General features: G+C 39.7%; 22 protein-coding genes and 1 tRNA gene. 22 read left to right on the top strand and 1 reads right to left on the bottom strand.

All coding sequences use genetic code 11. The features are described from left to right. The 21 genes from rnmV (at position 1) to JOC34_RS17955 (ending at position 19,726) form a co-directional block, all read left to right on the top strand. Complete coding sequence (gene rnmV / locus JOC34_RS18055) at positions 1 to 570, top strand: ribonuclease M5 (protein ID WP_205138190.1); 570 nt, start codon at positions 1 to 3, stop codon at positions 568 to 570. Beyond that, a complete protein-coding gene (gene rsmA / locus JOC34_RS18050; protein WP_205138189.1) occupies positions 563 to 1,438 on the top strand; it encodes a 16S rRNA (adenine(1518)-N(6)/adenine(1519)-N(6))-dimethyltransferase RsmA in 876 nt (291 codons plus the stop codon). Before rnmV ends, rsmA begins: the two co-directional genes overlap by 8 nt. Before the next feature lie 131 nt (positions 1,439 to 1,569). Continuing rightward, positions 1,570 to 2,439: a sporulation peptidase YabG gene (yabG, locus tag JOC34_RS18045; protein ID WP_205138188.1), complete on the top strand. Its 870-nt coding sequence runs from the start codon at positions 1,570 to 1,572 to the stop codon at positions 2,437 to 2,439. 341 nt (positions 2,440 to 2,780) lie between these two features. After that, complete coding sequence (gene veg, locus JOC34_RS18040; RefSeq protein ID WP_205138187.1) at positions 2,781 to 3,047, top strand: biofilm formation stimulator Veg; 267 nt, start codon at positions 2,781 to 2,783, stop codon at positions 3,045 to 3,047. Positions 3,048 to 3,232: 185 nt separating this feature from the next. Then, positions 3,233 to 3,415 (top strand): small, acid-soluble spore protein, alpha/beta type, encoded by a 183-nt coding sequence (locus JOC34_RS18035; RefSeq protein WP_205138186.1) that lies wholly within the window; start codon positions 3,233 to 3,235, stop codon positions 3,413 to 3,415. Between the two features lie 172 nt (positions 3,416 to 3,587). Next, positions 3,588 to 4,439 (top strand): 4-(cytidine 5'-diphospho)-2-C-methyl-D-erythritol kinase, encoded by an 852-nt coding sequence (gene ispE / locus JOC34_RS18030; protein WP_205138185.1) that lies wholly within the window; start codon positions 3,588 to 3,590, stop codon positions 4,437 to 4,439. A 141-nt stretch (positions 4,440 to 4,580) separates the two neighbouring features. Next, entirely contained in the window at positions 4,581 to 4,877 is a 297-nt protein-coding gene (gene spoVG, locus JOC34_RS18025) for a septation regulator SpoVG (protein ID WP_205138184.1), read from the top strand. Positions 4,878 to 5,732: 855 nt separating this feature from the next. Beyond that, positions 5,733 to 7,106 carry a bifunctional UDP-N-acetylglucosamine diphosphorylase/glucosamine-1-phosphate N-acetyltransferase GlmU gene (gene glmU, locus JOC34_RS18020; protein WP_205138183.1) on the top strand — a complete coding sequence of 458 codons (1,374 nt, stop codon included), beginning with the start codon at positions 5,733 to 5,735 and terminating at the stop codon, positions 7,104 to 7,106. Positions 7,107 to 7,132: 26 nt separating this feature from the next. Beyond that, a complete protein-coding gene (locus JOC34_RS18015) occupies positions 7,133 to 8,086 on the top strand; it encodes a ribose-phosphate diphosphokinase (RefSeq protein ID WP_205138182.1) in 954 nt (317 codons plus the stop codon). Between the two features lie 138 nt (positions 8,087 to 8,224). Next, positions 8,225 to 8,860 (top strand): 50S ribosomal protein L25/general stress protein Ctc, encoded by a 636-nt coding sequence (locus JOC34_RS18010; protein WP_205138181.1) that lies wholly within the window; start codon positions 8,225 to 8,227, stop codon positions 8,858 to 8,860. Between the two features lie 75 nt (positions 8,861 to 8,935). Then, entirely contained in the window at positions 8,936 to 9,499 is a 564-nt protein-coding gene (pth, locus tag JOC34_RS18005; RefSeq protein ID WP_205138180.1) for an aminoacyl-tRNA hydrolase, read from the top strand. Between the two features lie 123 nt (positions 9,500 to 9,622). Continuing rightward, positions 9,623 to 9,853 carry an anti-sigma-F factor Fin gene (locus JOC34_RS18000; RefSeq protein WP_205138179.1) on the top strand — a complete coding sequence of 77 codons (231 nt, stop codon included), beginning with the start codon at positions 9,623 to 9,625 and terminating at the stop codon, positions 9,851 to 9,853. A 201-nt stretch (positions 9,854 to 10,054) separates the two neighbouring features. Then, positions 10,055 to 13,579: a transcription-repair coupling factor gene (gene mfd / locus JOC34_RS17995; RefSeq protein WP_205138178.1), complete on the top strand. Its 3,525-nt coding sequence runs from the start codon at positions 10,055 to 10,057 to the stop codon at positions 13,577 to 13,579. A 313-nt stretch (positions 13,580 to 13,892) separates the two neighbouring features. Then, a complete protein-coding gene (spoVT, locus tag JOC34_RS17990; protein ID WP_205138177.1) occupies positions 13,893 to 14,429 on the top strand; it encodes a stage V sporulation protein T in 537 nt (178 codons plus the stop codon). Positions 14,430 to 14,577: 148 nt separating this feature from the next. Beyond that, entirely contained in the window at positions 14,578 to 16,212 is a 1,635-nt protein-coding gene (locus tag JOC34_RS17985; protein ID WP_205138176.1) for a putative polysaccharide biosynthesis protein, read from the top strand. Then, on the top strand, positions 16,209 to 17,657 hold the full coding sequence (gene yabN / locus JOC34_RS17980; protein ID WP_205138175.1) for a bifunctional methyltransferase/pyrophosphohydrolase YabN: 1,449 nt from the start codon (positions 16,209 to 16,211) through the stop codon (positions 17,655 to 17,657). Before JOC34_RS17985 ends, yabN begins: the two co-directional genes overlap by 4 nt. 5 nt (positions 17,658 to 17,662) lie before the next feature. Continuing rightward, on the top strand, positions 17,663 to 17,920 hold the full coding sequence (locus JOC34_RS17975; RefSeq protein WP_205138174.1) for an RNA-binding S4 domain-containing protein: 258 nt from the start codon (positions 17,663 to 17,665) through the stop codon (positions 17,918 to 17,920). A gap of 61 nt (positions 17,921 to 17,981) precedes the next feature. Continuing rightward, positions 17,982 to 18,284, top strand: a complete 303-nt coding sequence (yabP, locus tag JOC34_RS17970) for a sporulation protein YabP (RefSeq protein WP_205138173.1) — start codon at positions 17,982 to 17,984, stop codon at positions 18,282 to 18,284. Beyond that, positions 18,281 to 18,880: a spore cortex biosynthesis protein YabQ gene (yabQ, locus tag JOC34_RS17965; RefSeq protein ID WP_205138172.1), complete on the top strand. Its 600-nt coding sequence runs from the start codon at positions 18,281 to 18,283 to the stop codon at positions 18,878 to 18,880. Before yabP ends, yabQ begins: the two co-directional genes overlap by 4 nt. Before the next feature lie 5 nt (positions 18,881 to 18,885). Beyond that, positions 18,886 to 19,266 (top strand): FtsB family cell division protein, encoded by a 381-nt coding sequence (locus JOC34_RS17960; RefSeq protein WP_205138171.1) that lies wholly within the window; start codon positions 18,886 to 18,888, stop codon positions 19,264 to 19,266. A gap of 73 nt (positions 19,267 to 19,339) precedes the next feature. After that, positions 19,340 to 19,726, top strand: a complete 387-nt coding sequence (locus tag JOC34_RS17955; RefSeq protein ID WP_205138170.1) for a S1 domain-containing RNA-binding protein — start codon at positions 19,340 to 19,342, stop codon at positions 19,724 to 19,726. 980 nt (positions 19,727 to 20,706) lie between these two features. Here JOC34_RS17955 and JOC34_RS17950 read toward each other — a convergent pair. Further along, positions 20,707 to 20,780: transfer RNA gene (locus JOC34_RS17950), tRNA-Met, on the bottom strand. 353 nt (positions 20,781 to 21,133) lie between these two features. On the opposite strand from JOC34_RS17950, the gene spoIIE reads away from it, so the two are divergent. Further along, entirely contained in the window at positions 21,134 to 23,587 is a 2,454-nt protein-coding gene (gene spoIIE / locus JOC34_RS17945; RefSeq protein ID WP_205138169.1) for a stage II sporulation protein E, read from the top strand. Positions 23,588 to 23,622: the final 35 nt, after the last annotated feature.

Genomic DNA, 23,622 nt, shown 5'->3' with positions numbered 1-23,622 from the left:
TTGAAAATAAAAGAAGTAATTGTGGTCGAAGGAAGAGACGATACAGCAAAAATCAGACGGGCTGTTAACGCGGATACGATTGAAACAAATGGCTCAGCTGTAAATAAGGAAATATTAAAGCAAATCCAGCATGCAAAGGATAAACGTGGGATTATTATATTTACGGATCCGGATTATCCTGGTGAGCGAATCAGGCATATTGTTGATCAGGCCGTCTCAGGCTGTAAGCATGCCTTTATAACGCAGGATAATGCACGGGCGAAGAACCCCCACAACAAGAGCCTTGGCATCGAGCATGCGTCCATACAAGTGATTCAGCAGGCTTTAGCAGATGTTTATGAACTAACCGAAGTAAAGGCAAGCGAAATAGAGAAGCAGGATTTAATTTATCGTGGTTTGATAGGTGGTCCAAATGCGAGTATGCGTCGAAGCAGACTCGGGGAAATATTACAGATCGGGCATACAAATGGAAAACAACTGTTAAAACGGTTAGCGATGTTTCAAATTACAAAAAAACAATTCGATGAAGCGGTGAAACAGCTGCTGCAGGAGGAAGAGGATCATGCCTAAAAAGCATATAGCTACGCCGTCCAGAACAAAGGAAATTTTATCAAAATATAAATTTTCTTTTAAGAAGAGTTTGGGTCAGAACTTCTTGGTGGATGTAAATATATTGGAAAATATCATTAAGCACGCAGGAATTGATAAATCTTCAGGTGCCATTGAAATTGGACCAGGAATTGGTGCGTTAACAGAGCAATTAGCTATATACGCGGATCAAGTGGTTGCTTATGAAATTGATAAACGTTTATTTCCAATCTTAGCAGATACACTACAGGATTATTCGAACGTGGAACTCATTCATCAGGATATTTTACAGGCAGATGTAGCTGCTGCGATTGAAGCGCATTTCCCTCCCGAACAGTCCATTCATATTGTAGCAAACTTACCCTACTATATTACAACGCCTATTTTGATGAAATTACTCCGTGAAAGACTACCGGTTTCCAGTTTGACGGTGATGATTCAAAAGGAAGTTGCGGAGCGGATGGCGGCGAAACCGAATAGCAAGAGCTATGGATCCCTGACGATTGCGGTTCAATATTATACGGAGGCATCTGTTGTAATGCGGGTGCCAAGGCAGGTCTTTATGCCTCAGCCTAATGTGGATTCGAGTATATTGAATCTTGTCGTCCGGGAAAACCCACCTGTTCAAGTAGAAGATGAAGATTTCTTCTTCAAGCTTGTCCAAGCGTGCTTTGCCCAACGACGGAAAACATTGCGTAATAATCTAACCAGTTTTTACAAAGAAAAATATGATAAAGAAACAATTACAAACCTATTGGATAGCATCGAAATCGATGGCATAAGGCGTGGTGAATCTTTGAGTATGGAGGAATTCGCATTATTAGCCAATACGTTTTTTAAACTGGAATAAGTAAAAAAAGCTATTGCACATGCAGGTGCAATAGCTTTTTTAATGCACAAATAGCGGCTCGCTTCATAGGCTAAAAGAGGAATGTTTTTAACATGGATAGAAAGGCTTTTAATTGGCTGTGAGGTGACATGATGGGTTTTACCAATGGTGATTTAGTTACGCGCAAGTCCTACAATAATGATTTATTATTTCGTATTGCATCGATAAAGCAAGACCAAGCTATTTTGTACGGGGAGGACACACGTTTACAGGCAGATGCCCCAACGGACGATCTTGTCCCATTACAGGAAAGAGAATTAGAAAAAAGACGGCAAAAGGAAAAGGAAAAGGAAGAGTTTTCTTACCGTCTATTCCGGCAGGATTACCAATTGATGAAAGAAAAACGGGAGTATCAAGCAACAGACGGCTATTTTAATGACTCCAGTTATTTTCAGGTACCAGCGCGTGTACTGCATTTAGATGGAGATCAAATGTATCTGAGAAAGTGTATTGCGTTATATCAACGGATGGGTTTACAGGCACATGGTGTACATTTACATGAAAAAGAAATGCCCCATGAGATCGGTGCTTTGGTGGAGAAGATCCAACCGGATATCATTGTAATTACCGGACACGATGCCTATTCGAAAAATAAAGGTCAAAAAAACGATCTTCGCGCATATCGGAACTCCAAATATTTTGCAGAAACCGTCAGAGAGGCCAGAAGGATAAATCCGCACCTGGATCAGCTCGTTATTTTTGCTGGGGCATGTCAATCCCATTTTGAATCCCTAATCCGTGCAGGAGCTAACTTTGCCAGCTCCCCATTGCGAATTAATATTCATGCACTTGATCCGGTGTTTATTGCGGCAAAAATAGCTTACACCCCATTTATGGAAAAGGTGAGCGTGTGGGATGCGCTTAGAAATACATTGACAGGTGATAAAGGAATGGGCGGTATAGAAACAAAAGGATTATTGAGAACAGGTATGCCGTACCTTGTTGAAGAATCAGACGAATAAACTTCATGGGATCTTATCTTCGTAATCAGTTGAAGGTGAGATTCGCTCTGCCTAAAAAATGGGACAACTTAAAAGCGTAAGTCGCAGGTTATTACAGTTAAAGCCAGACGGTAATATACCAAATACTAAACTGCGATAAAAATAAATTGTTAAGCTCGATTATGTATGATAAAGGCAGTTATTATGCGTAAATCATACATATTTTGTTAACAAATAGGAATAATAATGAAAACGGACAAATTTTATTGTTGACATGAAAATTGGTATACTGTTATAATATAAAGTTTCATTTGACTATTATACAAGCATGTGGTATGATATAACCAGTGAGGTGGAGTGTATTGGCTAAAACATTAATCGAAATAAAGCAAGGTCTTGAAGGTCACGTTGGAAAACGTTTAAGATTGAAAGCCAACGGTGGTAGGAGAAAGACGATTGAACGTTCTGGCGTGCTAGCAGAAACATATCCTTCTGTCTTTATCGTTGAGCTTGACCAAGACGAAAATGCCTTCGAACGTGTTTCATACAGCTATGCAGACGTTTTAACCGAAACAGTGGAATTAAGTTTTTTAGATGGTAAAAGTGCAGCAATTGCAATGGAGCAGTAGACAAACAGTCTATTGCTTCTATTTTTTTTCGTTCATTTCAGTTTTGCACAGTAACTTAAAAGTATGCGCCATCGATTGCTATTAAAATTTTCCTTAATTGTATACATGTAACTGGTGTATTCGACCATCAGTTACATATGCTATAACTGTCGTAAGAATGGATAACAGAAGGGGGTTGTTCTTTCATGGCTAGACGTCGCGGTATCATGTCAGACCATTTGAAAGAAGAAATTGCCAAGGAGTTAGGATTTTACGACACGGTACAACAGGAAGGCTGGGGCGGTATCAAGGCACGTGATGCCGGAAATATGGTGAAACGCGCAATTGAAATAGCGGAGGAAAATATGCAACAAAAAGGCAGACCCTAATTGGGTTTGTCTTTTTTTATGAATATATATGATCGCATTGTATGGAGGATACCCTCGTTGCCCGTAATAATTGTAAAGATCCTTCATTAAAATTCACATAGCAGTCGCTACTCTTTTTCTGTTGTGTTACAATTTGTTTATCTTTTTAGAACGGAAAAAGTAGGTGAGGGTGTTGGTACTTTTCGAAAAAGCACCAGCGAAAATCAACTTATCACTTGATGTACTTGGTAAACGGACTGATGGGTATCATGATGTAGAAATGATCATGACGACTATAGATCTGGCTGATCGTGTGAGGTTATATGCGATTGAGCAGGATCGAATTGAAGTCTCTTTAGAAAGCAGGTATGTGCCAAGTGATGAGCGGAATTTAGCATATAAGGCGGCAGTTGCTTTCAAACGAAGGTACGGGCTACCGTTTGGGGTCCATATTCATATTGAAAAAAATATCCCTGTATCCGCTGGACTTGGCGGAGGAAGTACGGATGCTGCGGCTGTGTTGCGCGGTCTTAATCGGCTGTGTTCTTTTGGAATCCCCGAGGAAGAGTTAGCGGATCTTGGAGCTGGTATCGGTTCAGATGTACCCTTCTGTGTGTATGGGAATACAGCAATTGCAACCGGACGTGGAGAAAAGGTTGAACCGTTAGCGTCGCCGCCTTCTTGTTGGGTTGTTTTAGCCAAGCCAAATATCGGTGTATCAACGAGAACAATTTTTCAGCAAATAAAACTAGAACAACTCATGCATCCAAATACGAAGGAAATTGTCCATGCATTATCAAACAAAGATTTTGAGCATATGTGTAGCAGTATGGGAAATGTGTTAGAAAACGTTACTTTAACGTTATATCCAGAAGTGCAACGTATCAAAGATATTATGAAACATATGGGAGCACCAGGTGTCTTAATGAGCGGAAGTGGGCCGACCGTGTATAGCTTAGTTGAAAATTACAGTAAGGCAAAGCGAATCTATAATGGTATGCGTGGGTTTTGTCAGGAGGTTTACCTTGTTCGTCTATTGGGATAAGAACCTTAAAGCAATAGCATTTCATCCCTTTTGCTAACCATATTTAAAAAAATATAACTTTTTTAAATATTTAGCAGGAGTTTCCTTAACTTTGTTGAATTATATTATATAAGTTCAAAAGGGAAAAGGTGGTGAAACATCATGGAAGTAACTGACGTAAGATTACGCCGCGTTAACACTGAGGGAAGAATGCGTGCAATAGCATCAATTACTTTGGATCAGGAGTTTGTAGTCCATGATATCCGCGTTATCGATGGAAACAATGGATTATTTGTAGCAATGCCGTCCAAACGTACCCCTGATGGAGAATTTAGAGATATTGCACACCCGATTAATTCGAATACACGTTCAAAGATCCAGGACGCTGTATTGGAAGCGTATCGCCGTGCAGGTGAAACGGAAACAGAAGGTGCCTATGAAGGGGCGGGGGCATCCTAATAAGACGAACACAAGAAGACTAACCCGTAATTGGTTAGCCTTCTTTTTTTGCAGGTAAAGAAAGTATAATTGAATGGTGTGTTAATACCTACCGCTCCAGAAATATACTACGCTTTCCGTGGGCTTGAGCTCAGCCTCCTTGTAAAAGAAAAGCGCTTTTACTGCGGGGGCTTCGCGCTACGCTTTTCCTTGTCGTAAGGAAGGCCGACTAAAAGCGGGCTTTGCGCCCAACGTCGGCATACCCCTTTGAAGGGGTATATATTTCTTCCGCTCTGATGATAGTGCTTCTTGACAGTTATCTGTCCTTGCATGATTAAAAAAGTAAACAAAAGAAAAATCGCTGCTTCTTTTTTAGAGAAGGAAGGTTACCTTCGATTATCATGGATGGTCGCGGAAGGTAGTCGACTCCTGCGGGAAAAGCAACAAATCTTTATGGTGGGACGAGTTAGCGCAGTCCCAACTGAAGATCCCGCAGAAAGCGTTCTTTGCTTTCGAGGAAGCATTGATGAAGGTCGACTAAAACCGCCCTTTGCGGGCAACGTCGACATACCCCTTGCCGGGGCACCCGCGGAAAGCGACTACTTGGAGCGGACATCTTACTAGATGGAGATCCATAAGAGCCAAGTGGTCTTCTTGGTTTTTCTTGCAGTTAAGAGAGTATAGCTATTTTCTAACTGCATAAGTGCAACGAAGCATACTCCTAAAGGCTCGGCGTATGCCAAGTTTTCTAATTAAAAGAAATAAAGCGTTCTGTCTATTCTTTATTAAAATCGGCATTTATAAGCTGTTAACTATTGAAAATAACTGGTTTTTACGATATATTCATAATGGATAAAAGATAATGGAGGTCTCCTTATGGTAAAACGATATGCTGTTATTCTGGCAGCCGGGCAAGGAACTCGAATGAAGTCAAAGCTTTATAAAGTACTTCATCCTGTAGCTGGAAGACCCATGGTACAACATGTAATCGATCAGTTGGAATCGGTTCAATTAGATAAAATGGTGACAATTGTTGGCTTTGGTGCCGATAAAGTAATTGAACATATTGGGGAAAAAAGTGAATTTGTCATACAAGAAGAGCAATTAGGAACTGGGCATGCTGTCATGCAAGCACAAGAATTGTTAAAAGATAAAGATGGAACAACCATTGTCGTTTGTGGAGACACGCCATTAATTACAAATGAAACATATACAGCATTATTTGATCATCATGAAAAATCCGGAGCCAAAGCAACTGTTTTAACGGCAAAGGCGCTTGATCCTAAAGGATATGGCAGAGTAATTCGTAATGATGCCGGTGAAGTAGAACGGATTGTTGAGCATAAGGATGCCAATGCGCAGGAGTTGCTTGTAAATGAGATTAATACAGGTACATACTGCTTCGATAATCAAGCATTGTTTTCAGCATTACAAGATGTATCAAATGACAATGCGCAAGGAGAATATTACTTGCCTGATGTAATAGAAATTTTGCGTCACAAATCGGAGAAAGTCAGTGGCTATGTATCACCTGACTTTGGAGAAACACTAGGTGTAAATGATCGGGTTGCCCTTGCACAGGCTGAAAAGATCATGAAGCTTCGGATAAACGAAAGACATATGCGGGCCGGTGTAGCGATTATCGATCCGGATCAAACATATATTCACCCCGATGTGGTGATTGAACAGGATGTCGTGATTCATCCAGGAACGATCATTACGGGAAAAACAACCATTAAAGCGAATGCGGAAATTGGACCAAACACCGAGATTTCCAATTGTTTAATTGGTGAAGGGTCAAATATTAGGCAAAGTGTAGCAAAAGATAGTAAAATAGGGGATGGTGTAAATATTGGTCCATTTGCCCATATTCGACCGGAGTCTGAAATTGGTAACGAAGTGAAGGTCGGTAACTTTGTTGAAATTAAAAAGACAAAAATTGATCATAATAGTAAGGTTTCCCACTTAAGTTACATGGGTGATGCACATTTAGGAAGCAATGTGAACATAGGTTGTGGTACAATTACAGTGAACTATGATGGAAAAAACAAATATTTAACAACAATCGAAGATGATGCTTTTGTTGGCTGTAATTCTAACTTAATTGCTCCGGTAACGGTTGGAAAAGGATCCTATGTTGCCGCCGGATCAACCATCAACAAGGATGTCCCGGAGGATGCATTATCGATCGGCAGGGCTAGACAAACAAACAAAGAAGGATACGCCAAAAAGCTTAAAAACAGGAAGTAAAAAAATATTATCGGAGGGTTTATTTTATGGCATCGAGCTACAAGGATCCATCTTTGAAAGTATTTACATTGAATTCAAATCGGGAGTTGGCAGCAGAAATTGCTAACCACATTGGAACAACGCTCGGTGAATGTACGGTTTCAAGATTCAGTGATGGGGAAATTCAAATCAATATAGAAGAAAGTATCCGGGGCTGTGAGGTATATGTTGTACAATCAACAAGTGAACCGGTGAACCAGCATATTATGGAATTGCTGATTATGATTGACGCGCTAAAGCGTGCATCTGCAAAATCCATTAATATTGTTATGCCTTATTATGGCTATGCACGACAAGATCGTAAAGCCCGTGCACGTGAGCCGATTACAGCGAAACTTATGGCAGACTTACTGGAAACAGCAGGTGCTACCCGTGTGATTACACTTGATTTGCATGCACCCCAAATACAAGGATTCTTTGATGTTCCGATTGACCATTTACAAGGGGTTCCGATTTTATCTGATTACTTTAAAGAAAAAAATCTTGAGGACATTATTATCGTTTCTCCAGATCACGGCGGCGTAACGCGTGCTCGTCGTATGGCTGACCGCTTGAAAGCGCCAATTGGTATCATTGATAAGCGAAGACCGCGCCCCAATGTGGCGGAAGTGATGAATATTATTGGTAATATTGAGGGGAAAACGGCTATACTAATTGATGATATCATTGATACGGCAGGAACCATCACGCTAGCTGCAAATGCATTAGTTGAAAGTGGTGCAAAGGAAGTATACGCTTGCTGTACACATCCTGTGTTATCCGGGCCGGCACTTGATCGAATTGATGAGTCCGTAATCAAAGAACTGGTCATTACAAACAGTATCATGCTTCCAGAAGATAAACACAGTGAAAAAATCACTATTCTATCGGTTGCCCCACTCATTGGTGAAGCAATTATACGTGTCCATGAATTACAATCTGTAAGTATCCTGTTTGATTAAATGTTTAGCTAAACGTTTTATAGGGTATTATCTATAAGAAATATTTTTAAAACGTATATAGTATCCTTGAATATAGAGAAAATGAATACGATAAAATAATTTCGAATGATTTTTACAAAAATATGGAGGATGATTAACATGGCTTTAGATTTAAAAGCAGCAAAAAGAGAAGACTTTAAACATTCAACAACAAAGCAATTAAGACAGGAAGGTTTAGTTCCTGCAGTTGTATATGGGCAAGATAAAGGACCTAAACATGCTTCAGTTGTTAGCATAGACTTACTGAAAATGGTTCGTGATGAAGGTAGAAACGCGATTATTTCGCTTAATATTGACGGGGACAAGCCTGTAGATGTGATGCTTCACGATTATCAAATGGATCCAATTAAAAATGAACTTGTTCATGTAGACTTCTACATTGTTAATATGTCTGAAGAAATGGATGTTGAAGTATCGCTTCGTTTAGAAGGTGAAGCACAAGGATCGAAAGATGGCGGTGTACTGCAACAGCCACTATATGAATTGCAGGTTCGTGCAAAACCGAATAATATTCCGGATGAAATTACTGTAGATGTTGCTGCACTGGAGATTGGTGACAGTATTACAATCGGTGATCTGCCTGTATCTGATAAATATGAATTCCTTGAAGAAACGGATACAACAATTGCAACCGTGCTACAGCCGGATGTGTTGAGTGAAGAAGATGAAGCTGGAGACGCAGATGCATCTGCTGAACCTGAACTTGTAGGTGCGGACGAAGAAGAAGAAAAATAATTATAAGGTAAAAAAAGCAGCCCTCCTTCTTATTAGGAGGGATTGTTTTATTTTCCAAAAAGGGAAGAAGTTAACATGAAATGTATTGTTGGTTTAGGAAACCCGGGCAGGAAATATAAAGATACCCGTCATAATATCGGTTTCATGGTGATTGAAGAACTGCTGGATCGTCATCAATGGAAACTGGATAAGAAGAAATTTAATGGGAAGTACAGTATGGAGTTTTCCAAAGGGGAAAAGGTTATTTTGCTACAGCCACAAACCTATATGAATCTTTCCGGTGAGTCGATTCGTCCCTTGATGGATTTCTATGATATGAATACAGAAGATGTACTCGTTATATATGATGATCTGGATTTGCCAACAGGGAAAATCCGTTTACGTCAAAAAGGTGGTCATGGTGGTCACAACGGGATAAGATCCACCATCGATCATTTGGGTACAAAGGAATTTAAACGACTGAGAATTGGGATTGGAAGACCAACAACACCTATTCCAGTTGTTGATTATGTGTTGCAGTCGTTTTCTAGAGAGCAGCAGGATGATGTGGTTAGCAGTGTTAAAAAAGCAGCTGATGCCTGTGAGTCCTGGTTTGATAAAGATTTTCTCGAAGTAATGAATGAATATAATCAATCATGATCACATATCATGACGTAATATCGCTTTTTAAACAGGGATAAATGGATCAATCATGTATAAAAGGTCACTTTTCGGATAAACTTTTAAGTAGGATGCCACTTGTTTATTCGAGGAGGTTGTATTATGTCTATCATCTATACATGTAGGCATTGCGGGCAAGAGATTGGTGCATTGGATCAAGACGTCGTTGATACAACGATGTTAGGGATCGATAAATTGTCTATTGGAGAAACAAAAGAAATGATACATTTTAAGCAAAATGGTGATGTAGCCATTCAAGTTATTTGTGAGAGTTGTGAGAACGCATTGGAAGATCACCCACACTACCATGAACTTGATTTTTTTATACAATAATAGCATATGCAAGAACAGCTTTGGTGCCTTTACCAAGGCATTTTTGCGCTTAAACTGATAGAAATGACATCAGTGAATGAGGTTTTTTAATGGCAGTAAGAAAGTATAACTACTTTCTTACTGCATAAGTGCAACTAAGACATACGCTATTAAAGGCTTGGGCGTATGCCAAGTTTGCTAAGATAATTCGGGGGTTTAATGATGAAAGGGATTAATAATTATTTAGAATCAAAGGAAGACATACAATCAATTATCAGTGGTATATCCAGTGGGATGAAGGAACAGCTTGTTGCTGGTTTATCCGGATCTGCCAGAAGTCTGCTCGTGTCTGTTATTAATGAATCGACGAGTAAGCCTGTTTTACTTGTTACACACCAATTGGTACAGGCACAACAGCTTTATGATGATTTATCCGAGTTCATGGATAATAAGAACGTACATTTATATCCAGTGAACGAATTAATCGCATCTGAAATTGCTATTGCCAGCCCTGAATTAAGAAGTCAGCGCATTGATTCGTTGACGAAATGGTTAGATAAAGAATCAGGTATTCTAATTGCACCAGTTGCGGCGCTCAAAAGAATCATGCCACCACCTGACTATTGGCATAAATACCAATTAAATTTCACAATCGGTGAGGAAATTAATATCGATGATTATCTATCCTCATTAGTTGATATGGGCTATGAACGAGCCTCAATGGTGACGACACCGGGTGAATTTAGTCTGCGCGGTGGTATTGTTGATATCTACCCCATTACAGAGGAACACCCCATCCGTATTGAATTATTTGATGAAGAAATAGATTCTATACGTTATTTTGACGCGGAAACACAACGCTCTTTAGACAAACAAACATCCATTATTGTCGGGCCTGCTACAGAACTGTTACTCACTGGTGAGGATATTTTAACTGGTGCTGAGCGACTGGAGGAAGCGCTAGCAGAAACGTTGAAAAAGATGAAAGCATCAGCGGCTAAAGAGTCGTTAATTGAAGTAATGGAACATGATATAGGACGATTGAAAAACCTAGAACATTTTCAGGAAATGCATAAATATATCGGCTTCTTATATAAAAAACCTGCTAGTTTATTAGATTATCTTCCATCCAACGGGCTCGTTATTTTAGATGAAATGAGCAGAATACAAGAATCGGCAACCAATCTCGATACAGAAGAGGCGGAGTGGTACAGTAGCCTATTAGCATCTAATCAAATGGTAAGGAACAGTAAATTTTCATTTGATTGGCAGTCGATATGGGATAACATGCACCAGCAGCGCCTTTACATGTCCGTCTTTTTACGACATATTGCGAATACACAGCCTGAGAATATTATCAATCTTTCTTCCAGAGCAATGCAGGAATTTCACGGTCAAATGCACTTGTTCAAAAACGAGCTAAACCGCTGGGAAAAAGGAGACTTTTCTGTCGTTATTTTGGCTCCTGATGCAGAACGTGCAGAGAAGATACATGGTATTTTAATGGATTATGATATTGAGGCAACCGTGTCAAAAAACTTAACACTTCCCGTTGCTAAGCCAACAATTACAGTGGGTAATATCAGTAATGGTGTCGAACTCCCAATGCATAAATTGGTCTTAGTTACAGAAAATGAGTTATTTAAAAAACGTTCCAAACGGCCCAAGAAACGGCAAAAGCTTTCTAACGCTGAACGGATACAAAATTATCAAGAATTAAAGGTCGGAGATTATGTTGTCCATGCCAATCACGGAGTTGGTAAATATTTGGGAATTGAAACACTGGAAGTAAACCAGCTGCATAAAGATTATATGCTCATCAAATACTCCGGCGATGATAAATTGTTCGTGCCGATTGATCAAATTGATCTGGTCCAGAAATTTGTTGGTTCAGAAGGAAAGGAACCAAAGCTCTATAAATTAGGTGGAACAGAGTGGACGAAGGTGAAGCGAAAGGTCCAGTCATCTGTAGAGGATATTGCGGATGATTTGATCAAGCTTTATGCGGAAAGAGAAGCGAAGAAAGGTTATGCATATACATCGGATACAGAAATGCAGCGTGAATTTGAAGCATCCTTCCCCTATCAGGAAACATCGGATCAATTGCGTTGTATAGAAGAAATAAAACAGGATATGGAAAAGGAACGTCCAATGGACCGTCTGCTCTGTGGGGATGTAGGCTATGGGAAAACAGAAGTAGCCATCCGTGCTGCTTTTAAAGCGGTGGCTGATGGGAAACAAGTTGCGATTTTAGTTCCAACCACGATCCTTGCACAACAACATTTTGAAACGATTCAGGAACGATTTCAGGACCATGCGATTAACATCGGTTTATTAAGCCGATTCCGTACAAAGAAACAGCAAACGGATACCATTAATGGCATAAGAAGAGGAACGGTTGACGTTGTTATAGGTACACATCGCTTATTATCAAAGGATGTAGAATATCGAGATTTAGGTTTACTTGTAGTGGATGAAGAACAACGTTTCGGTGTAAAAAACAAGGAAAAAATAAAACAGCTGAAGACGAATGTAGATGTACTTACGTTAACAGCTACACCAATCCCAAGAACATTGCATATGTCCATGCTCGGTGTCCGTGACTTGTCTGTAATCGAAACCCCACCGGAAAATCGTTTCCCGATTCAAACGTATGTGATGGAATATAACCCCATTTTTATTAGGGAAGCAATCGAACGGGAAATGGCTCGTGGCGGACAAGTGTTTTTCCTTTATAATCGGGTGGAAAACATTGATAAAGTTGCCCGTGACCTTGGTATGTTGGTAGATGACGCCAAAATAGCGGTTGCACATGGACAGATGAATGAAACAGAACTTGAGAACGTCATGGTTGGCTTTTTAGAAGGGGAATTCGATGTACTTGTCAGCACAACGATTATTGAAACAGGTGTGGATATCCCCAATGTAAATACGCTGATCGTCAATGACGCGGACCGTATGGGACTCAGCCAGCTTTATCAACTAAGAGGACGGGTTGGTCGTTCTAATCGTATAGCATATGCCTATTTTACGTATAAAAAGGATAAAGTATTAACGGAAGTAGCGGAAAAGCGTCTGCAGGCCATTAAAGAGTTTACGGAGCTTGGATCCGGCTTTAAAATTGCCATGCGAGATCTATCTATCCGTGGCGCGGGAAATCTGTTAGGATCCCAACAACATGGTTTCATTGATTCTGTCGGTTTTGATATGTATTCACAAATGCTTAAAGATGCGATTGATGCACGTAAAGCAGGCAAAGAGACAGAGGATATCGTCCCGTTCGAACCAGAGCTGGCATTAGACATTGATGCGTATATTCCGGAAACGTATATAAAAGATGAAAAGCAAAAAATTGATATTTATAAACAGTTTCAAACGATGACTGCTGCTGAAGATATTGATGAATTAAAGGACGAATTAATTGATCGATTCGGTGACTATCCAACAGAAGTAGCAAACTTATTCGCTGTATCCGTATTGAAAATGTATGCAAAAAAAGAACGGGTAGCATCGATCAGTGAGAAGAATAAGAAAATAGTACTGACTGTCGATGAGAAGCGTAGTGAGCAGATGGACGGTGCTAAACTTTTTGAATTAGCCAACACGTTTGGTCGTAATGTCCTGCTGGGGACAGAGCATAATAAATTAAAGGTTTCATTCAAATATTCAAGTGAGACAAAGCAAAACCGTTATGAAGTTGTGGAGGAATTTATCTCAAAATTAACAGACGTGGATAGAACTGGATAAAAATATGGTATCTTATGTATAGTTCCTTAAGGATGATTCATACTAAAAGCATAGTTGGTGATATTTTCATTTTATCGCAGTTTGGCGGGCAGTAAATCCCCCACCTCAAAAACATAGGGAAACAGAAAAAATTATGGGGGATAACTACCTGCACAAGCCCGATTGGTTTAACTAACATTCAGTGGGAATGACAGACTAAATTCGCGACGTCCTGTGCGTCGAAAACGCGCACTGAATGAAGTTTCACTTTATGAGGATAATTTGAAGTAAAGGCACGAACTTCAATCATCATGAGAAAGCGAGGCTACTTAGTATGAAGGCAACAGGAATTGTACGACGAATTGATGATTTGGGAAGGGTAGTTGTTCCAAAAGAAATTAGACGAACGTTACGTATTCGTGAAGGTGATCCACTGGAAATATTTGTTGATCGGGAAGGCGAAGTCATTTTAAAGAAATATTCACCCATCAATGAACTGGGTCAATTTGCGAAGGAATATGCGGAAGCATTGTTTGATTCCCTGCAAGTACCAGTAATCATTTGTGATAGAGATCAGATTATTGCGGTGGCTGGAGAATCGAAAAAGGACTATTTAAACAAAAATATTGGTTCCGAGGTCGTAAAAGCGATTGAAGGCCGATCCCAGGTTTTTGAAACAGAATCGAACAATATTGAGATAGTGGACGGAAATAAAGAGGAGTTAACCGCTCATTGTATCAGTCCAGTTATTGCAAATGGCGATCCGATCGGTTGTGTGATGATATTTTCCAAAGAAGCTGACAAACTGAGTAAAGTGGAACAAAAAGCTGCGGAAACGGCCGCGGTATTCCTGGCAAAGCAGATGGAATAATATGTACATGAACAAAGGGCTGTCTTAAGAAGTGTATAACTTTTAAGACGGCCTTTTATTATGGTTCTTGAAAATAAATCTAAAAATGACGCAGTAATATTATATGCTATAATAATATATAATTTGTAAGCTTAGAAAGGCGTTTAACATGGACGGTAATGAATCAAATAAATTAGTTAAAGGTGCGCTTGTTTTAACGTTAGCGGGTTTGATCAGTAAGATTTTGAGTGCAGGCTACCGGATTCCACTGCAAAACATGACAGGAGATATCGGCTTTTATATTTATCAGCAAGTGTACCCGATACTAGGCATGGTGACGGTGTTGGCTTTATACGGCTTTCCATCGGCAATATCTAAAATGGCTGTTGACTTAAAAGCAGCAGGAAAGCGTCTTTCTTTTAGGGGCTTTTACATACCGATTTTTTTATTGTTAGCAGGAATCAATGGTCTACTATTTCTATTCTTGTATATCTTTGCACCGACACTAGCAGTTTGGGTGGGTGACGGGGATTTAACGAGCACCTATCGCTTTGCTGCATTTGCTTTTTTGTTCATTCCCTTTACGGCACTATTAAGGGGTGCCTTCCAAGGTAACTTTGAGATGAAGCCAACAGCCTATTCACAAATTGGGGAGCAGTTTATACGTGTGTGTATTATTATTTCCGCTGCGGTTTTTGTCGGACTTCATGGCTGGGATGTCTATAAAATTGGAAAAGCTGCTGCAATGGCATCCATTATCGGAAGCATTACAGCCATTCTGATTCTTGGTTTTTATTTTTGCAAGAAAGAAAATATATCTCTATTTTCTTTCCGGATAAGTGTAATGAAGCGCAAGCTGGTTACACATGAACAATGGCAAATTCCGTGGAAATATTATATGAAAATCTTAATCACTTTAGGAATGATCGCGGCGCTCAATCATATGGTTCTCTTGGTGATCCAATTTGCAGATGCGTTTACACTCGTTCCAGGCTTGATGGAGCATGGTTTTTCAAAGGTTACTGCAATGGAAGCTAAAGGGGTTTTTGACCGTGGCCAGCCTCTAATTCAGCTTGGGACGGTGCTGGGGTCATCGTTTGCACTTGCGCTTATACCAACGATTTCCAGGGAAAAGTTAGAAAGCGACCCAGCAGGATTTTATCAATACATACGGACTGCGTTATTGTTCAGTTTTTATTTAGCAGTTGGCGCAACCGTTGGATTGATTGCCATTTTCCCGGACGCGAACTTATTATTGTTTCAGGACAATAAAGGAACATTCGATTTGCAAATTTTAGTACTCTCTATTTTTCTCTGCTCGATGGCGATTACAGCATCCTCTGTGCTGCAAGGGCTGGGATATGTTAAACGAACAGCTGGATTTATCCTTATCTCCCTTTTGATGAAATGGATAGGAAACGAACTGTTTGTACCAATATGGGGGATTACGGGAAGCGCGATTGCGACAATCTTTAGTTTAACGATCCTATATTTATTGGTGTCCCTGTCATTGAAAAGGAAATTGCCAGCACTACACTTTTTTAGGAGGCTAAACGTCTGGGCATTGATAAGAGCAATTGTAGCCATGGTACTTTATCTATTCATATTGGACTATATTTCCTCCTCTTTTGCCATAGTATCCCGGCTGGGTTTATTCATGTATGTCCTATTTATAGCGATCACCGGCGGCGGTCTTTTCATGCTTTGTTTGTTAAGGGGACGGGCTTTTACGGAAGAAGAGCTGACAATGCTACCATTTGCTTCATTTTTTATTCGTATTCATAAAGGGAGGAAAAACAGATGAGTCATACCATTGAAATTATTGGTCTTGGTGCAGGTGATATGAATCAATTGCCACTAGGTATTTATAAAAAACTAACAGACGCCAACCATGTTGTTTATACACGAACAACCGATCATCCTGTTATCCATACATTGGAGCAGGAAGGTGTTAAATTTGAATCTTTTGATGAAAATTATGAAGCGGAGACACAATTCGCCGCTGTTTATCATGCAATTGTAGAAAAGTTAATTGAAAAGGCGAAGGAATCACCTGTTATTTACACGGTTCCGGGACATCCGATGCTGGCGGAAAAAACGGTTCAGCTATTGCTTGAACAAAATGAAATAGAAGTAGAAGTTGTCGGGGGAAAAAGCTATTTAGATGATTTGTTTACAGCATTAAAAATAGATCCCATCGAAGGGTTCCAATTTGTTGATGGTACTTCCTTTGTCCGCAGTCAGCTCGACTATCGACACCATCTTATCTTTTGTCAGGTATATGATCGTTTTACCGCTTCAGAAGTAAAACTAGCTCTATTGGAAGATTTGCCTGCTGATTATGAGGTTGTTATCGTAGAAGCGGTTGGTAGTGCGGATGAGCGCATATGGAAGTTACCAATAGAGGAACTTGATCGCTCCATGGAAATCAGTAATTTAACCAGTGTCTATGTTCCACCGGCACCAGCTGATTTGTTACATCACATCTTTTCCCGGCTACGTGAAGTTATAGCCACGCTAAGGGGACCAGACGGTTGTCCATGGGATCAGGTGCAAACACATGAATCACTAAGGGAACATGCGATAGAGGAAGTGTACGAATTGATTGAAGCAATCGATGACCAGGATGATGATGGCATCATTGAGGAGCTTGGAGACTTACTCCTACAGGTGATGCTTCATAGTCAAATCGGGGAAGATGATGGCTATTTCATGATTGATGACGTTATTCGCTCGGTTACAGATAAAATGATCCATCGTCATCCACATGTTTTCGCCGACACTACAGTTGATTCAGTAGCAGAAGTGAACAAAAACTGGGATGCATTGAAGCAGGAAGAAAAGGGCGATCAACGTAAAAGGGTATTAGATGGTGTCCCAAAAGGGCTGCCAGCACTGGCAAGGGCGTTTAAAATCCAGAAGAAGGCAGCAAAAGTAGGTTTTGACTGGGTGAACGTTTCGGAAATCTGGGATAAATTGGATGAGGAAATAAAGGAAGTCAACGAAGCAATCGCAAATAATGATCATGTTGAAATAGAGAAAGAATTTGGCGATGTTCTATTTGTACTGGCCAATCTAACGAGGTATTATAAAATTAACCCAGAAATTGCGTTAAATCAAACCAACCAGAAATTTATGTCCCGGTTTTCTTTTATCGAACAACAATTTACGAAAAACGAAAAAGATATCCAACAAGCATCAAGGGAAGAGATGGATCGGTACTGGGAACAAGCAAAAAGAGGAGAGTGATCGTCATGCGATTGGATAAATTTTTAAAAATTTCCCGCCTTATTAAGCGTAGAACCATGGCAAAAGAGGTTGCTGATCAGGGACGGATTACAATTAATGGCAATAAAGCGAAGGCCGCCTCGATCGTCGAAATAGGGGACGAGCTTGTCATTAAGTTTGGACAAAACATTGTAACACTAAAAGTGATGGATCTCAGAGAAAACGTCAAAAAGGATGAAGCGGAAACATTATATAAAGTGATCAAAGAAGAGAAAAATGAATAGTTAACCGTTCTATACTTGTCCCTCCTATCATAAAGTAATAATGATAAGGAGGGCTTTTAATATGAATTATTATGAGAATCGGGAAAATATCACGCGCGTTGAAACAGATCATACTGTAAAGATGAACAACCGGAAGGACCTCGAGATTACGGGTGTTAAAGAAGTAGATAGCTTCGATAATGAGGAGTTTCTACTGGAAACAGTGATGGGTTATCTTATTATCCGCGGGGAAAATTTGCAATTAAAAAATTTGGATGTTAGTGAAGGCTCTGTCATCATCAAAGGGAAAATATATGAGCTTTCCTATGTGGACGAGCAGCAACAGGAGAAAGCTAAAGGCTTCTTTAGCAAGCTATTCAGATGACTTTAAGTGTGCAATTTATCACCATGATTACGATGGTTTTATGTGGCTTTTATTTGGGTATCATAAAAGATACCTATTATCGATTTAGACCTTATTGGAAAGAAAGGCTTATTTTAACTTATTTGCTGGAAATCTGCTTTTGGTTGACACAAACTGTCTTGCTATTTTATGTGTTATTTCGTGTCAATGGCGGCGAACTAAGATTTTATATATTTGTAGCCTGTCTGCTTGGGTTTTCTATTTATCAGGCACTTGCCCGAAGTATATATATAAAGGTGCTGGAGCGGGTTATCCTTATGGTGGCCGCCATCTACCGTTTTATTGCAAGGTTAATCCAGGTACTGTTTATTACTCCAATCAAGTGGATTGTGAAGGCGATATTTACGATTATCCTTTTCATCATCCATGTAGTTGGAGTCGTGCTTCTCTTCCTGCTCAAGATCTTGTTGTTTCCAATAAAAGGACTTCTCAAGCTGTTATATCGCTTATTACCAAAAAGATTAAAAAAATTATTATACAAATTAGCAGGGTTTTATAGTACAATGAAGAATATAACTACCAAGTGGATGAAGTATATTACGTTTAAAAGGAGGTAGAGGCTTTGACTTCAAAGGAAAAAACAGTTACAAGATTAGATTCAAATTATATGCAGCAGTATGATGCTTACATAGGAAGGCAAAAGAGAAAAAGAAAACGGTTAATGCGCCGACTTGTGTTATTTTCTGTAGTGGCAATGATTGTGATCGGGAGCATGGCGACATACCACATTAAGCAGCGTGTACTTCAGGCAGATAAAGCAGAGCAATATGAGCAATTAGAAAAGGATCTAACATCGTTAAAAAAACAGGAAGATGACATGAATGAAGAAATTGAACTGTTAAAAGACGAGGATTATGTATTGGAAATAGCCCGAACGAACTATTTCTTCTCGAAAAAGGGCGAAATGATTTTCAAATTACCTAATGAGGATCCGGCATATTGACACACTTTGCCTTTATTGGCTATACTATAGGTAGAACGATATATTTATAATTTTAAGGAGGAGCATTTTTTTTATGTCAATCGAAGTAGGCAGCAAGCTGCAGGGAAAGGTAACTGGTATTACTAATTTTGGAGCGTTTGTTGAGTTAGAGGAAGGCAAGACAGGCCTTGTCCATATTAGTGAGGTTGCTGATAACTATGTCAAAGACATTAATGAACATTTTAGCGTCGGTGACGAAGTAAAGGTAAAAGTTATTAATGTTGAGAAAGACGGCAAAATTGGGTTGTCTATTAAGAAAGCAAAAGACAGACCAAAACGCCCACAAAGAGATACCCGTGAGCGCACGGAAACATTTGAATCAAAAATGAACCGTTTCCTCAAAGATTCAGAAGACCGTTTAGCCTCTTTAAAGAAGCACACGGAATCCAAACGCGGGGGTCGAGGTGCTAAAAGAGGATAGCAGTTGCTGTCTATTAGAATGCTCTATAATCATAGATGATAAAAGCAGGTACTACTTTCATAAAAAGTGGCACCTGCTTTTTGTTTAACCTAAATTTTGGCAAAAAAGAATAATAAGCGCACTACAAACCCTATTGATCTCGAATTTCACTTTTAAAATTGCGATTGTAGTGACCTAGCGAAAATTTGTCATTTCTCGTTTTTTCTTCTATTGTTATTTTAAATTAAAAGAGCGATGTGTTTTTGTTACTCCGATAAACTAGTGCAACGTTTCAAAAATATTTTCCAGAACCTTGAAATGAAAAATTGTATACTTGAAAAAAGGGTGAAGACAAAATGTTCTCTTCGATTGCCGCAACTGGAATACACTCGCTTTCCGCGGGCGGCTAATGAGCCTCCTTGAGCTAACGCTCTGCGGGGTCTCATCTAGGCCTTTTTCCCGCAGGAGTCTCGCGTATTCCAGTTGCTAGGTTGGATTTTCATTTTCGGCAGTTTGCATTACTGTTTTGGTTCATAGGAGCCAATTTCGTAAGCACTTCAACTTATCCATAGTCCCAAATATAAGATACACTATCATTTAATCATTCATTAATTCGAAGCACTACATCGTTGATTGGAACGGAAGGCGGCGACTCCAGTGGGAAAAGCACGTGTCTGAAGACCCCGCAGAGTGGGTTTCTCAAGGAGGCTGAAGCCGTGCCCGCGGAAAGCGTCCGCCTGCAGTGCAAATCAACGGTTTTTAGCACACATCCAAATAGTTCGACGAAATTGACTCAAATATTTGCACCAGAAAGAACTTCTGATATGTTGCAGCAGTATTTTGAATAAACAGATATATATCACGGTTTGGCGGGAAGAAAAACCCCTACTGAATGAAGTTTCACTTTATCAATATAAATAAAAAACAGCCCGGTTAAAGTAAAAATTTACTTTAACCGGGCTATCTTCTCTTAAACTTGCATGATAGCAAGTTATTCATTATAGCGGCAGAGGGGATCGAACCCACGACCTTACGGGTATGAACCGTACGCTCTCGCCAGCTGAGCTACGCCGCCAAATAAGCCAACAGGAGCTATCATACAATAGAGTTAGGTTTGTGTCAATAGGAATATTTTTTCAAAAAACTTGGCTTACTGATTTATACTTTAATCGAATTATTGAGGATAAGGAAAAAAAGGGAACTTTCTTTCGTCACAACCTCAGCCTTTTCGCCAAAAGTAGAAAGTGAGTTTTTTCCCATAAATCGCTTATCTAACCGATAAACGAAAAGACAACGTACAGTCGTTCGTGTTGAAATCTGCTTGTAAGCTTAGAAAGCGTCGAACGATTTATTGGGTCTGCTCTGTTGTTTAGACAAAAAAAGGATGCCTCATGTGGTTTAATATCTTCAAAGACAGGAGTGGATTATATGATGCGTTCGGTTCCGGAAGTTGCCCCTAAAACATTCGGGGTGGAAAAGACGAAACAAATAGAAAAAATCCGTAAGCAAATGTATAGAGCGGCACATACGATATTACTAGAAAAGGGATGGTTATTTTTTATCGTCGGGTTTTTATTAGGACGAGCTGTCATTTTGTCTGTCGTATCACCGTTTGCTGTGGCTTTTATTGCGACAATGTGGTTTGTACATAAGAACAAAACCGCAAAGTCAATGCTTGCTGTCCTTGCTGGGGCATTGACTTATTCCTTAAACCAAAGTGTTTTTCTTGGACTAGCGATGCTTGTGTTTATTTTTATCGCGGCACTATTTAAAAACACAAAAAATCAGCAGGTGATTGTTCCGATTCTTGTTTTCATATCTACGATAGCACCACGGTTATTTCTCTATTCCTTCAATGGACAGTTATCCTCTTATGAATGGATGCTCCTTCTCGTTGAGGGGGTGTTGGGAACGGTCCTTGTACTAATCTTTATGCAAAGCATTCCATTATTATCACCAAAAAGATATAAACCTGTATTAAAAAACGAAGAAATTGTCTGCATGATTATTTTAATCGCTTCCATTCTTACTGGTACAATCGGTTGGGAAATTTACGATGCTTCAGTCGAGCAAATTCTGTCGCGTTACTTTGTATTAGTACTTTCCTTTGTAGGGGGTGCGGCGATTGGCTCTACAGTTGGTGTTGTGGCCGGGTTAATTTTATCCTTAGCAAATGTTGCAAACCTGTACCAAATGAGTTTACTTGCCTTTTCAGGGCTGCTGGGTGGATTGCTGAAGGAAGGAAAGCGCGTTGGGGTGGGCGCTGGCTTGCTTGTCGGGACATTTATGATTGGGATATATGGTGATTTCGATTCATTGGTTCCTTCTATTATTGAATCTTCTATTGCGATCGCTTTCTTTTTTATTACGCCGGGAAGTTGGTTCACAAAGCTTTCCCGCTATATACCTGGAACAGAGGAATATACAAATGAACAGGAGCAATATTTACAAAAGGTCCGTAATGTAACAGCAAAGCGCGTAGAACAATTTTCTGATGTATTTGAAGCGTTATCAAAAAGTTTTACAACGTCCGATAACTTTTCAGAGGATGAGGACGAGAAAAAGCGGGAAACCGATTATTATTTAAGTAAGGTAACGGAAAGGACTTGTCAAAGTTGTTTCATGAAAGACCGTTGCTGGCAAAAAGAATTTGATAAAACCTACTCCTTAATGGAGGAAATGAAAGAGGATGTTACGGATGGACGAGAACCAAATCGAACAGTTATGAGGTCGTTTGAAAATCATTGTGTGAAATCCAAAAAGGTAGTGGAAGCGATGAAAGAGGAGACGAGCTTTTTTGAAGCAAACCGCAAACTAAAGCAGCAAGTCATGGAAAGCAAGCGATTGGTAGCGGATCAGCTACAAGGGGTGTCCGAGGTGATGGATGATTTTGCGAGTGAAATTTTAAAAGAACGGCAGCAGCATGAGCAACAGGAAATGCAAATTATTCACGCATTGAAGCATATGGGGATTGATTTAGAAAAATTGGATATTTACCGACTCGAAAAAGGAAATGTAGATATTGAAATGACGCTCTCCTTTTATAATTATCATGGGGAAGGTGAGAAACTGATTGCGCCAGTGTTATCCGATATTTTAAAGGAAATGATTATTGTTAAGCAGGAGGAAGTGTCGCCATTTCCTAATGGGTATTGTTATTTATCGTTTGGCTCAGCGCGGGAGTTCATCGTGGAAACTGGAGCGGCAAATGCAGCAAAAGGTGGTGGATTAATTTCAGGTGACAGCTATACAACGATCGAACTTGGGGCTGGAAAATATGCAATGGCAATTAGTGATGGGATGGGCAATGGGAAGCGAGCAAGAGAAGAGAGTATGGAAACACTCCGGCTCCTCCAGCAAATTCTGCAAACAGGTATACCGGAAAAAGTAGCAATTAAATCGATTAATTCTATATTATCTTTACGCTCAACCGATGAAATGTTTGCAACGCTTGATTTGGCAGTGATTGATTTGCACAATGCATTTGTTCGTTTCTTGAAAATTGGATCGACACCGAGCTTTATTAAACGGGGAGAGAAAATGTTGAAGGTGGAAGCAAGTAATTTACCAATGGGAATCATTCAGGAGTTTGATGTTGATATCGTTAGTGAGCAATTAATTTCAGACGATTTATTGATCATGATGAGTGACGGTATTTTCGAGGGACCGAAACATGTGGAAAACACTGATTTATGGGTGAAGAGAAAAATTCGGGAAATGGCTACAAATGATCCACAGGAAATAGCAGATTTATTATTGGAGGAGGTTATTCGGACAAGATCCGGGGAGATTGAAGATGATATGACAGTACTCGTTGCCAAAGTTTCAAAAAACATGCCTGAATGGGCAAGCGTACCCGTGTATCAGGATAAAGCACTTTAGAGAATAGATCTGTACGATCAACCATGTATAATTCT

The organism is Virgibacillus halotolerans (genome assembly GCF_016908515.1).
Lineage (GTDB): Bacteria > Bacillota > Bacilli > Bacillales > Amphibacillaceae > Virgibacillus_M > Virgibacillus_M halotolerans.
The sequence above is the reverse complement of the archived record's forward strand: the minus strand, read 5'-3'. Positions and strand labels throughout refer to the sequence as shown.